7 protein-coding genes are annotated in these 13,604 nt (G+C 42.3%); 5 read left to right on the top strand and 2 right to left on the bottom strand.

Annotated elements, in window-relative coordinates; genetic code table 11:
* Positions 1-196: 196 nt before the first annotated feature.
* Positions 197-2,503 (top strand): FAD/NAD(P)-binding protein, encoded by a 2,307-nt coding sequence (locus V7L31_RS31360; protein ID WP_334699846.1) that lies wholly within the window; start codon positions 197-199, stop codon positions 2,501-2,503.
* Between the two features lie 106 nt (positions 2,504-2,609).
* Here V7L31_RS31360 and V7L31_RS31355 read toward each other — a convergent pair whose 3' ends face one another.
* Positions 2,610-5,360 carry a zinc-dependent metalloprotease gene (locus V7L31_RS31355; RefSeq protein WP_334699845.1) on the bottom strand — a complete coding sequence of 917 codons (2,751 nt, stop codon included), beginning with the start codon at positions 5,358-5,360 and terminating at the stop codon, positions 2,610-2,612.
* Between the two features lie 930 nt (positions 5,361-6,290).
* On the opposite strand from V7L31_RS31355, the gene V7L31_RS31350 reads away from it, so the two are divergent.
* From V7L31_RS31350 to V7L31_RS31340, 3 genes are all read left to right on the top strand, one after another.
* A complete protein-coding gene (locus tag V7L31_RS31350; RefSeq protein ID WP_334699844.1) occupies positions 6,291-6,686 on the top strand; it encodes a hypothetical protein in 396 nt (131 codons plus the stop codon).
* Positions 6,687-7,240: 554 nt separating this feature from the next.
* The gene (locus V7L31_RS31345) at positions 7,241-7,681 is read left to right on the top strand and encodes a DUF2127 domain-containing protein (RefSeq protein WP_334699843.1); all 441 of its coding nucleotides are present in this window, start codon (positions 7,241-7,243) and stop codon (positions 7,679-7,681) included.
* Positions 7,682-7,885: 204 nt separating this feature from the next.
* Positions 7,886-9,289, top strand: a complete 1,404-nt coding sequence (locus tag V7L31_RS31340; protein ID WP_334699842.1) for a lysophospholipid acyltransferase family protein — start codon at positions 7,886-7,888, stop codon at positions 9,287-9,289.
* A 303-nt stretch (positions 9,290-9,592) separates the two neighbouring features.
* On the opposite strand, the gene V7L31_RS31335 is transcribed toward V7L31_RS31340, so the two are convergent.
* Positions 9,593-10,771, bottom strand: coding sequence for a sulfate ABC transporter substrate-binding protein (locus tag V7L31_RS31335; RefSeq protein WP_334699841.1), 1,179 nt, complete (start codon positions 10,769-10,771; stop codon positions 9,593-9,595).
* Between the two features lie 463 nt (positions 10,772-11,234).
* On the opposite strand from V7L31_RS31335, the gene recQ reads away from it, so the two are divergent.
* On the top strand, positions 11,235-13,394 hold the full coding sequence (recQ, locus tag V7L31_RS31330) for a DNA helicase RecQ (protein ID WP_334699840.1): 2,160 nt from the start codon (positions 11,235-11,237) through the stop codon (positions 13,392-13,394).
* Positions 13,395-13,604 lie beyond the last annotated feature (210 nt).

The raw sequence follows: 13,604 nt of genomic DNA, 5'->3' as shown, positions 1-13,604 counted from the left end.
TTATAAGTAGAGGGATTGAGGGCGAGGTAAACCAGGGAAATAAATTATATGTTATTTAATTCTTATTCCTTAGGACACATTTTCATGGTCAAGTTAAAATAAACAACCATTGGAATAATACACCAAAAAACCGATAGGTATATAGTATTTAAATTAATTGAGAAAATAGTTACCATACACTCTATTTAGCACTGTGATGCATTCTAATGTCCTGATAGCACATCCTTCAACCACCACGATCGCCCTCGTTGGCGCTGGCTTTAGTGGTTCTCTAGTAGCGGCTCACTTATTAAAAAATGCCAACCGCCCCTTGTTGATTAAACTGATTGAGCGCAGTCACGACATTGGCAAGGGAGTCGCCTACAGCACGGACACCATCAGCCATTTGCTGAATGTATCCGCAGGCAAGATGAGTGCCTTTCCTGACGATCCGAGTCATCTGCTGCGCTGGTTAAACTATAACCGCAGTGAGTTGGCGGCATTTCTGCCCAGCGATCTGAACGCCAGCAGCTTTATTCCCCGTCAGATATTCGGGCTTTATATCCAGTCGATTTTGGAAGAAGCTGAAGCCACGGCATCAAGTAACGTCCGATTGGAGCGCGTTATTGATGAAGTGGTGGCAGTGGAGCCACAAGCCAAAGGTGCGATCGTCTCTCTGAGTAGCAGCCGCACTTTCGTGGCAGACAAAATTGTATTGGCTCTGGGAAATGCACCTTCCGCCCCTCCTGGATCGCAATCCTCTGAGGATAATGACACTCCCTACCTGCGTCATGCTTGGTCAGCCGAGGCCTTGGCAGAGATTGAGCCGGATGCAGCTGTATTGCTAATTGGCACTGGACTGACGATGGTGGATATGGTGGTGTCACTCCACAGTCGCAACCATCGGGGCAAAATTTATGCCGTGTCTCGCCGGGGCTTGTTTCCGCTACCGCATCAATCGACTAAACCCTACCCCGCCTTTTTGACCCCAGATACCGCGCCGAAAACAGTTCGGGGCTTGCTGCGGCGCATTCGCCGTGAGGTGCAGACGGCGACAGTGCAAGGCTACAACTGGCGATCGGTAATTGATTCCCTGCGTCCCATCACTCAACAACTCTGGCAACAACTGCCCCGCGTGGAGCAAAAACGGCTTTTGCGCCATGCTACCCCCTATTGGGATGTGCATCGGCATCGAATTGCCCCCGATATTGGTAAGGTTGTCCAGGCAATGCTGGATTCTGGGCAACTAACTATTACCGCCGGACGGATTCAGGATTATCAAACAACACCTAACGCGGTGGCTGTAACCGTTCGCCAACGCCAAACGCAAGCGAATCAGGTCTTGCAAGTTAGCCGCGTAGTAAATTGCACCGGAGTACAGGCAAATTATCAGCGATCGCCCCAATCCCTAATTGCTAATTTACGCACCCAAGGATTGATCCGCCCCAACGATATCGGCTTGGGTTTGGATACTGCCCCTGATGGTGCTGTATTAGATGCTCAGGGCAAACGTTCAAGCCTATTTTATACCTTAGGCACGCCACGCAAAGGCAATTTGTGGGAAACGATCGCTGTCCCCGAACTGCGCGAACAAGCTCAGGTATTGGCAGCAACGGTGTTGCAGTCGCTACCAGTTCGGGTACGTACCGTTTCGCCCATTTCTCGCGCCACTGAACAAGATGCAGGCGACCTTCGAGCCGCTATACCCCAGTCAACGCTATTGTTTCGCCAATTTTTTGACCCAGAATCCAGCACTTACACTTATCTGATTGCGGACAGTAAGACAAAAGATGCGGTGCTGGTAGATACAGTATTGGAGCAGGTTGACCGCGATTTACAAGTACTGGATGACTTGGGGTTGAGTCTTCGCTACTGTTTGGAAACTCACATCCATGCTGACCATATCACTGGTGCTGGTAAACTGAGACAGCAAACAGGTTGTCAGGTAATAGTGCCCCAAAATGCCACTGCTAAGTCTGCGGATAACTCCCTTGGCGATCGCGAAACCTTAATTGTGGGGGCGGTGCAAATTGAGGCGATCGCAACACCAGGGCACACCGACAGCCATCTAGCTTATTTAGTCAACAATACCCATCTGTTAACGGGGGATGCCTTATTGATTCGCGGCTGTGGACGCACAGACTTTCAATCGGGCGATGCGGGTACTCTGTACGATACAGTTACGCAACAGTTATTTACTCTCCCAGAGGAAACCCAAGTTTATCCCGCCCATGACTACAAAGGGCGAACTGTTTCCACTATTGGCGAAGAAAAACGCCTCAATCCCCGATTTGCCAATCGCACCCGCGATCAATTTATTGCCATTATGAGCCATCTAGGTTTGAGCTATCCCAAAAAGATGAACGAAGCCGTACCCGCCAATGAATACTGTGGCGATTTCATACCGGAAGGAAGTCTAAGCAATGGCACAACTTTGGCGATCGATTTAGATCGTGAAAAAGTAGAACAAACGCTATCAACCAATACTGAAATTTATGAGGACTACTTTGCTATGTATATTTAGTGAGTAATGAGTAATGAGTAATGAGTAATGAGTAATGAGTGATGAGTAATGAGTAATGAGTAATGGAGATGAAGGACAAACAACTCCTGCCCCCTGCTCCCTGTTGCTACTTAGAGAGTAACTGCGAGTTTAATGCTTTAGTGATGCGATCGCCAGAAGCTTCTAAGTGGGCTAAGGTGTAAACATCAGGGCTTTCACCAATTTGTTTGAGTCTGACATCAATGGCTTTTTGCAGTTGGCGCAATTCATGCCAAGCCAATGTCCGCCCATCTTCAGGTGTATTGGTAACACCCAACATCATCTGGAGCAAAATATTTAGATATTCTCGTTGCAATGAACGGCGGATGCTAGAAATTGGCTTTAATTCTCCTGGGGTTAAAACTTCTGTCCAGATGCCTGTTTGCAGAGTGTCTAATAGTTCTGGAATGGAAAGAGCTTGCCCAGGCAGAGTTTTTAATTCTATATCTTGTAACCGATTTAGGCGATCGCTGTCTAATAGCGATCGCAATATCGCACTTTGGAAACTCAGAATGCGATCGTGAATTGGATAATCAAGGCGGTTGTTAGGTACAGGACTACCCCAATGTTCCCAGCGCGACGGTGCTAGTTGATTCAGCAATTGGGGTGAAAAGCTGAAAGCATTCTCAGCGAATACATATTCTTGCAACTTTGTCAACGCCTGACGTTGTTTTAAAAGTGAAACTGGTACAAACGTCCAAGCAACATCATCATTAGTATGAAGACGCTGAAACGATTGTCCACCAATGTATTTAGAAAGTAAAGTAGCGTTCCGAAAATAATATTTAAGTACTCGATTGAATTTCAAACGTAGATTACTATAGCTTTCTTCTTTCGATAGATAACGCTTGTCAAGACGCTGCCACATAAAACGAGCATTATCCATTTGCCACTGCGAATAAACCAGCACATCACTACTCATATCCCAGACATTTGCCAAAGGATTGATATCCCAGATATCCCGATCAGTTGCGTAAGATAATTCTGGTTGAGGTGACGCTAGTACAATTTGATCTAAAAAACTTTTTTCTGATTCTGGAATAATCGCCTCAAGCGCTGCTGATGGGTTTCTTTTATAACCATACTCAATAGCCCATTCGTCATAAGGGCCAACAACTCTGGGGAAATAGTCACCTTGCTGTACTCCCTGCGGTGCTATATTCACAGGCAGATAGTCCATCACCGAACCCACTAAACCTTTAGTGTGAGTGATTTCAGTATTATTTAATTCTTCAGGCGTTAACATGGTGCTGCCATGAAAGTTGTGGCGCAAACCCAGAGTATGCCCGACTTCGTGAGCAATTATCGAACGCAAATATTGATGCACATACTCCTTCATTGTTTCACTACTGGGTGTAGCATTTGGCAAAACTAACAACGCCAGCGCCCCCATAGCTGCCTGATTTGAAGACTCTACACCATAGCAGAACTCAGAGGAAAAAAGAGCAGTGGGAGATGACGCAAAGAATCTATCCACGAGTTTCCTCGCGTTTTCATGTTCTCCTGCATTTTCTTGACATGGGTTTGTTCCTAGTGATGAATTAACTTCCATTAGTGCGTGATATTCTTGCTGAACTAAACGCACCATATTGGCATCCACAATGATATCTGCATCCAATATTTCCCCAGTGAATGGGTTGACGCGCATCGGCCCTCTAGCAAAACCTGCATCTAAAGAATTTAACCAGCGAATAGTGTTGTAATGTACATCAGCTGGTTTCCAATCAGCATCATCTGGCATTTGCTGCACTTCAATGGCATTTTGAAATCCGGCTTTTTCAAATGCTTTGTTCCACATCAAAACGCCTTCACGAATCGCATCGCGGTACTCTAGGGGTACAGCATTTTCAATCCAATATACAATTGGCTTTTTGGGTGGAGATAAAGGGGCGTTAGGATCGGATGGTTCTAGATACCAGCGATTGATATAACGTACAAATGATTCGTGAGGATTCTTATTAGAGAAATTTTGGAAAGCAGTAATAAAATATCCCACTCTGTCATCGGCAAGTCTGGGGATATAACCATTGTTTTCTCTCAGTTGAGAAAAACTGTAGTGTACCTTCAGAGTCAGCGCTCTGCTATCGGGTACGCTAACTAAATTCGATCCTTCTAGTGATGAAAAACCATAAATAGAATCAATCTCTACGTTTTCCGGGAAGCTGTTAACATCACCAAAATATGATTTGCGTGCATCTAAGTGATAATCAGCCTGCAAAGAATATTTCAATAGGGGAGTTAATCCCGGAAAATCCTGCATTAGCAGTTCATTCAGTTCGATCAGAATATTTTCATTCTTTGGATCGATAGTAGCTATTTGGAGTGAATAAAGAACGGAATCGCTAAATGAACGAGCAAGCGATCGCTGTTCTGCTCTACTTTCTGTACGGAATTTAACATTTCGCACAACAAAATGCAATCTATTGTTTACGCGTTGGAAGTAGAAGATAAAATCTGAAAGAGGTAATCCACTATAAATCCCACTTTCTCCAATGCCAGATTCCAATGTTACTATCGCTAGATAGTCTTTATTTAGCTGCTCTGGTTTAAGTTCTAAATAGATTTTGCCTGAATCCTCACTACAATAAAGTGTGAAGAGTCCCTCTAGTTTATCAATCCTATTCACAATGCCATTAAATCGGCAATAATCTTCCTTTTTAATCTCAGTCAGATTATTGTCAGGACTCGCTAAGTTTTCAACTTCTGGGCGTGCATTTATTTGCTCTATATCAGGATGAGAAATATTTGGAAGTTCGTTTGCTTCTGCGTAATCAGTTGATAGCAACAAGCCATACAGTAATACTATACAGATTGCTAATTTCGTTATCCAGTATTTCATCCTTTGGCTTTCCACCTGAAGCAGTTCTCATATTAAGGAAAAATGTCGAGTAGTTTTTCGTCTGTAAGCCCTTCTAATATCTAGGGATTACGATATAAACCTACTCAGTCAGATAAACAACGCCTCTAGTACAGCAGAAATACAGCTACCATCTCAATTAACAGACAAGTCGATCGAGCAACTTGTTAAAGGTAGGCAAAATTCCATCACAGCGTACTAGCTAAAAGTCATGTGACTATTGATTTTTATTAGTAACTCTTTAGAAATTGTCCATAAAGCATCTATGTCTTAAAATAGATAACTTCTACAACTAAAGATATATGTTTTTTTACTTCTACCTGTATTTAAAACCAAATGTAGCATTAAAAATGTATTTGGTGCTACATTTAGCAGTTGAAGGAATCTCAAGCCTGATTTATAAACCAAGAGTAAGACTTCTGAGAAAGCTATTATTAAGCAGATAAATGCTTTTTTCGGATGAATTTTGGAGATTTATGCTAATCTCAACCGTTTTCTTGCATCCTCAATTATTCTCAATGGTCTTTAAAGCCTTATTCCAACAGAAAATCAGCATTTTTGCCTAGTTATCGCCCTTTCACCAGGTTGATGAAAATCGCTTTGATTTGTTAGCCAGGATGGGATAGAGCAATCGAGTCAACCACAAACCGATTTTGAGTTATTGGCTGTAGTTTTGTATAGTAGCAAAAGTAATTACACCAATTTCTCTCCCTTGGGAGATGTCAAAATCAAACAATATATGGAAATGGTTAACATACAGAAACTATATGGTTTGGTTTAGTTAATTTGTTCTCAGATGTTGGCATAGTCTCATCTAATACTTTTCATAACTGAGATATGCCTTTTGTTAGAAGGATAATCACTTTTTTATAGTTAATGTTTATTTGTACTTCAAAAAACAAGATAATTGGCATGACAAATTTGATTTCTCGGATGATTAGTCACATCAGTTCCCTGGTTAAAGGACTTCAGATAAAAAGTTTGTTGGCTGTTGTCCTAGCTGGTTTTGTAATGCTGACAACGAATGTTGGTTATGAGCATAACGACAAAGCCTTAGGTGAAAGAGTTCGCGAACAGGTACAGCAAGATGATTCTCAAAGACCAAAAACAATAGGTGAGTGGAATAAAGAAGCTCGTGAAACGGAAGGTTCTCCTGGAAAACGACTTCAAAAAATTGGTGAAGAATCAGCAGAAGCCTTTAAACAATTCGGATCTGGGTATGTAGAAGGCGCTCAAAAAACTGCTAGTGATGTAGGGGAAAGTGCAGCACAGACAGGCAAAAATATCTCTAACCAAGTTGGACGCTAAATAGCGTTACTACACTCTATTGGTAGCTAGTAGGCTAGGTGTCAACTGAAGGTAAAAGACAGTCTAGAACAAGCTTTTAGACATATATCTCGTTTTCAGCCTCTAGCTGGAAACGAGGTTTGTCATTGCGAGTAAAGTGCAGCAATCCCAAGGGTTGCGATCGCAACTCTTGGAGACGCTATGCGTAGTAAAATCCCCGTAGGGGTACATTCCACTTTATTGCATACCCTACTGGAAGGCTTACGCCAACGCAATGACATATCGTCAGCTATCTAACGAATATGCAAAGATGAGATGCTTCCATCAACTCCTGCTACAATAAGCGTCTAAGTTGGCATCATCCAAAGCTAGCTAATTTATTTTTGACAATACTCAGTCCTGAGTGCTGAGTAAGTAAAAAACTACTCAGCACTTATGTACTTGGTACAAGCCCCGCCCCTTGTAGGCGGAATTGAGAGAAGGTTGATACCTCACCCGCAAGTGGCGTGGTCTTTTAACTCAGCACTCAGCACTTGGAACTCAGCACTCTTCATTTAATATACTTAGGGGGTTGTTTGGAAAAGCGTCCATTGGGGTTAGTGGCAATTGTTCTTTACAAATCATTTGCCGCCTTGCTGCTTATGGTTACTTCGATCGCTTTATTATTGACATTAAAAAATTATCAAACTCTAGAGGCATTTTCAGACGACTATGTTTTAGAAAGTAAATCGATAATTATTGATTGGCTTTTAAGGAAAGTTATTAACTTAGATCCTAGAACTCTGGCATTTAGTGGTATTGGAACAGGAATCTATGCTATTGTTACGGCTATTGAAGCCGTTGGTTTATGGTACGAAAAGCGTTGGGCACACGTCTTGGTATTGGTGCTTGTCGGTATCAGTATTCCACCAGAGATTTATGAATTGATTCGGGGAATATCTCTGATAAAAGTAGTCGTTTTTGTGTTGAATTTAGCTGTATTTGGCTATTTACTCCGAAATTTTCCTAAACATTAAAACTAATTTTTTATGTTAACAAAAATGAACGAGGCTGAAACCCTCTTGAGTTGAGTAATGAGTAATGGAGAAATAACTCCTGCCCCCTGCCTTATCCTAACGACCTTATGGGGATTGCAATGTTTAACGACAAGAGGCTACGGGTTTACGCAAAACCTAGACCCCACGTTGTACAATCGCTAAAAATACAATCGGGAGAGCGACTTGCCTAGATCGATTCAGTCTACTCAACCACCACTAAAATTTATTCCCCAACGGTTGAACCCGCTGGTACTCCAGATTGTTAGGTGGTTATTGCCGATCGCACTACGGTTTCGTACTCGCCCTTGGCTACCGGCTGGGATTGTCAAAATTGAAGCTAAGAATGTTGAGGTATTAGCTGAACTTTATCAACAATTCCAGGCTGGAAAAATTCGCCTTTTGTTAGCATTTCGCCACCCAGAGGTAGAAGATCCCCTCTGTATGCTGTATTTGCTTTCTCGGATTGTGCCAAAAGTTGCTCGTCAAAAAGGGATTACACTACCATCCTTAGTTCACAGCTATTTTCTTTACGATCGCGGTATGACAGTTTGGGCGGGAAAATGGCTAGGTTGGCTGTTTTCTCGGCTGGGAGGTGTGCCGGTTCGTCGCGGTAGGCGACTAGATCGGCAAGCGATCCAAAATGCACGGGAATTGTTTGCTAATGGCGAACTACCGATCGCAGTAGCACCAGAAGGCGGTACTAATGGTCATAGTGGTATTGTTAGCCCCTTGGAACCTGGTGTTGCTCAAATGGGGTTCTGGTGTGTAGAAGATTTACAAAAAGCTAATCGGACTGAGACTGCGATCGTTGTGCCGATCGCTATCCAATATAGTTACGTTGAGCCACCCTGGTCTAAAATAGATTGGCTATTGAATAAGTTGGAAGCTGATAGCGGCTTGAAAGTTTTGGAAATTGATTCGGGTAATCGCGAAGATATTTACTATCAACGCCTCTGTAGGTTGGCTGAATATCTGATTACCGAGATGGAAGAATTTTATCGTCGCTTCTATCATCAAGACATCCCCAAAACTATCTCAATTGATGATGCTAATACTAATCAGGTATTAATTGCCCGACTCCATCATTTACTAGATAAGGCTTTACAAGTTACCGAGCAATATTTTGAAGTTCAAGGACAGGGTAATTTTATTGACCGTTGTCGCCGCTTAGAAGAGGCTGGCTGGAGTTACATTTACCGAGAAGATTTGCCAGATATTAATGCTTTAGCACCCTTCAAACGCGGTTTAGCAGACTGGATTGCCGAGGAAGCAGACTTGCGAATGCGACACATGCGGATAGTGGAAAGTTTTGTTGCAGTCACAGCTACTTATATTCAAGAAAAACCAACGGCGGAACGGTTTGCAGAAACAGCTTTGCTTGTATTCGATATGCTTTCTAGAATTCAAGATACAACACTTCCAGGACGACCTCGGTTAGGTCTGCGACAGGCACAAATCACTGTGGGGGAGCCAATTTCAGTTACAGAACGCTCTCGAAATTGTCAGGGCGATCGCCTAGCAGTTAAAGAAGCTGTGAGCGATTTGACAAAAGATTTGCAAATAGCTTTAGAGAAGATGATAAGTTGAAGAATTCAGAACTCAGAATTCAGAATCAAGATGCTCGTGAATGAACAAGGCAAAAGTAAAAAGTAAAAAGGTAAAAGAAAGAAAAAGTTATAGGTTGTGTGGAGGCTTTGCGTAACCCAACATCCTGATAATATATGTTGGGTTGCACTCCGCTCCACCCAACCAACGTCTAATGCACTTTTTACAAATTATCCAATATTGTGGGGTGGGCGTCTCGCCCGCCCTATAGACTGGGCGGGCAAGATGCCCACCCCACAAGAGTTAATTGGATATTTTTTTATTTGGAAGTCCCTAACGGAAATTCTAAGACTTTTTCGCTCGAATTTTGTCAAAGATTGCACCTTCATCAAAGAATTTCTTTTGAATCTCGTCCCATCCTCCTAAATCTTGAGCTTTGAAAACAGTTTTAATTTTGGGAAATTTGCTTTCCACTTCTTTGCTAACAGTCAAGTCAACGGGACGAAATCCTAATTTGGTAAACTCTCGTTGCGACTCTGGGGTATAAAGAAATTTGATAAATGCTTCTGCAATTGCTCTAGTACCATGTTTATCGACATTTTTATCTACAACAGCAACAGGATTGTCGATGGAGATATTAACATCAGGCACAACATACGAGATTTTTTGGCCATTTTTTGCTAACAAAATCATCTCGTTTTCGTAATTGAGCAGCACATCACCTTTATTATCATTGAAGAATAGTTCAGTGGCATTTCTAGCCGTTTTAGGTAATAAAGGTGCATTATTATAGACTTTAGAGGTAAAGTCTATAGCTTGGTTTTCATTTCCGCCGGTTTTTGTCACAGAACCCCAGAGACTAAGGAAATTCCAGCGAGCGCCGCCAGAGGTTCTAGGATCGGGTGTAACTACATTTACGCCATTGCGGGCCAAATCTGTCCAAGTTTTGATATTTTTGGGATTACCTTCACGAATAGCGATCGCATCTAAAGATTTGGTAACAATTGCATCATTAGGCGCTTTTTTTTCCCACCCTGGTTGAATAAAACCTGCTTGAACAAGTTTATTAATATCAAGGGCAAGTGATAGGTGTACCACATCAGCTTCTTTACCATCAATCACGGCAAGAGTTTGAGAACCTGACCCATCATAACTTTGATTGAAAGTGACATTTTGATTATGTTCTTTCTTCCACTGTTCGATAAATTTGGGAATTATCTGCTGATATGCTGCATTAGTAACTGAGTAAGAAACAAAGTTTAAAGTTACATCACTTTGGGAGGTTGCACCAGCATTACCAGCAGGATTATTGGCATTAGGTGGAGAGCAGGCAGCCATCACGATACTCAAGCTAACTCCGACGAAGAATAGGGACGCAACACCCCACGAAGAATACTTATACAACCAATTTCCTATTAGTTGTACGCGCCATTGTCTGACAGCGTGTAAAGCTTTCACAATATAAGTCTGAACTAATTCAGTCAAATATCTCCTTAATTTAGGATTACGTTGCCCCTGGTTCATCAAATTTTTCCCTTGAATCTGCGATAACTTGAGCTAGATGCTGTAGTTAAGGGGCATTATAAAACAATGGTTAAGGATAAATAACTTTTTATTAACCTAAATTTAAACAAGTTATCAAACAGAATTCAGGAGTCAGAATTCAGAATGAATTATGACCGAAAAAGCGGATAGCGCAGCGTAAAGCCTGCGGCATGGCAACTCTTAGAGACGCTGCGCGTAGCTTGCTTCCCTGTAGAGGTACGCTTAGAACGAGTATTTTCGAGTCGCGTCTTGATTCTGAATTCTGCATTCTTCTTCAATTAATAAGGGAAGTGGGACGCTGTGAAAAGTCTGAAAAGTCTGCTTGATGCCAAAAAGTATAGTAGAGAAAGGCAAGTCTGACTAAAGCTAACGATGATGTGAGTTAAAATCCTGATATCTTTAATAACTACCCACGCAGAACGCCCCCGAAAAAGCGATCGCTATGCTTCAGTACCCCAATCTCGAACAAGCGCTAAAATATCACTTCGGTTACGACAGATTCCGCCCCGGACAACGGCAAATTATCGAAGATGCGCTGCAAAATCGAGATTTATTGATTGTTATGCCTACGGGCGGGGGAAAATCTCTGTGCTTTCAGTTACCTGCATTGATCAAAAAAGGTTTAACGGTGGTGGTGTCGCCATTAATCGCTTTGATGCAAGACCAAGTGGAAGGATTACGGAATAATAACATTGCTGCCACATTTTTAAATAGTAGTCTGAATCCTTATAAAGTGCGATCGCGGGAAGAAGCCATCCTCAGCGGCAAAGTGAGATTACTTTACGTCGCCCCAGAACGTCTGTTGAGTGAAAGATTTCTCCCATTTCTCGATTTAGTCAAGGAAAAAATTGGCATTGCGGCCTTTGCCATTGACGAAGCCCACTGCGTCTCTGAGTGGGGACACGACTTCCGCCCAGAATACCGGCAGATGAAATCTCTGCGGAAACGTTATCCTGATGTTCCTACCCTTGCCCTCACCGCCACAGCAACCGATCGCGTCCGTGCTGATATTATCCAACAACTAGGGCTAAAGCAACCCAGTATCCACATTGCTAGCTTTAACCGTCAAAATCTTTACTATGAAGTTCGTTCTAAAAGCAAGTCTGCTTATGCTGAATTATTAGAACTAGTTCGAGAAACTGATGGTTCAGCAATTATTTATTGTCTAACGCGAAAAAAAGTTGATGAACTTACCTTTAAATTACAAAATGATAAGATTGCCGCCTTGTCTTATCATGCCGGATTAACTGATGAAGAACGCAGCAGCAATCAAACTCGATTTATTCGAGATGATGTGCGTGTCATGGTGGCAACAATTGCCTTTGGGATGGGCATTAATAAACCAGATGTCAGGCTAGTAATTCACTTTGATTTACCCCGTAATTTGGAAAGTTATTATCAAGAATCAGGGCGGGCGGGAAGAGATAGCGAACCATCACGTTGTACACTTTTTTTCAGTTTTAGTGATATTAAAACTATTGAATGGAGTATTGACCAAAAAACCGATCCTCAAGAGCAGTTGATTGCTAAACAACAGTTGCGTCAAGTAATTGACTATGCTCAAGGTACTGTCTGCCGCCGAACAATTCAGCTAGGTTATTTTGGAGAACGTTTTCCAGGAAATTGCGGTAACTGCGATAATTGCCGTTATCCCAAACCAATGCAAGATTGGACAATTGAAGCCATGAAGTTTTTATCTTGTGTGGCGCGTTGTAAAGAAAGATTTGGGATGCTGTACATTATTGATGTGTTGCGAGGGGCAAAAAGCCAGAAAATCGTCCAAAATGAACACGATCAGCTTTCTACCTACGGTATTGGCAAAGATAAAAGTGTGGATGAATGGCGAATGCTGGGGCGATCGCTTTTACATCAAGGATTGCTAGAACAGACTAGCGATGGTTACTCAGTTTTGAAGCTTAACCCTCTGAGTTGGGAAGTAATGCGGCGACAGCGTACAGTTTCCCTTGCTGTTCCGGTAGCACAGAAGATTAATTGGGAAGAAGGCAGTGAAAAAGCTGTTGAAGCGGAGATATTAATGCAGAGGTTGCGATCGCTCCGTAAACAACTTGCCGATGAACAAGCCGTTCCACCCTACGTTGTCTTTCAGGATTCTACCCTGAAATTAATGGCACAGCAACAGCCTACAACAATAACCGAATTTGGTAAACTTTCGGGAGTTGGCAGTCACAAACTTTCGCAATATGGCGATAAATTTCTCACAGAAATTCGCGCCTACCGCCAAGAAAAAGGTTTGCTAGATCCACCACAGGTTAATTTTACACCCTCTATTAGCTTACCTTCCGACACAGAAATATTCACATTCCAATTGCATAAACAAGGTTTGAGTGTTGATGAAATTGCCACAAAACGCAACATTCGCCCTACAACAATTATTCGTCATTTGGCAGATTTAATTGAAAAAAATCAGCCGGTAGATTTAAATCAGTTAGTATCTCTGGAACATCAACAAAAAATTTGGCAAGTTTTAGAAGTGCTTGGCGATATCTCTTTAACGCCAATTCGAGAACAACTAGGTGAAAGCTATAGTTTTGATGAAATTCGCTTAGTACGCAGTAAGTGGCGGCGTGAAAATCGCAAGTGATTGTATTTTTCTCTATTACCTAATTTTATCCAACAGAATTCAGGAGCAAATATACCAGGCGATTAGAAATCGTGGCTACATAAACTAAGTCCGCCTACGCGGACTCAAAGAATTTGAAATCCACGAAGGTGGGTTTTGTTTGTATAGACGCGGTTTCTAACCACCCGTTTACCGTTCGCAAGAGAAAAAAAATTCTTGTATCCCAAGGGT

Source organism: Nostoc sp., from assembly GCF_036916655.1.
In the GTDB taxonomy this organism is placed as follows: Bacteria; Cyanobacteriota; Cyanobacteriia; order Cyanobacteriales; family Nostocaceae; genus Nostoc.
This window is presented reverse-complemented; position numbering and strand designations above follow the sequence as displayed.

Coding starts and splice junctions, on each gene's coding strand:
- recQ (WP_334699840.1), top strand. CDS start 11,235: ATGCTTCAGTACCCCAATCTCGAACAAGCGCTAAAATATCACTTCGGT.
- V7L31_RS31355 (WP_334699845.1), bottom strand. CDS start 5,360: ATGAAATACTGGATAACGAAATTAGCAATCTGTATAGTATTACTGTAT.
- V7L31_RS31335 (WP_334699841.1), bottom strand. CDS start 10,771: ATGAACCAGGGGCAACGTAATCCTAAATTAAGGAGATATTTGACTGAA.
- V7L31_RS31350 (WP_334699844.1), top strand. CDS start 6,291: ATGACAAATTTGATTTCTCGGATGATTAGTCACATCAGTTCCCTGGTT.
- V7L31_RS31360 (WP_334699846.1), top strand. CDS start 197: ATGCATTCTAATGTCCTGATAGCACATCCTTCAACCACCACGATCGCC.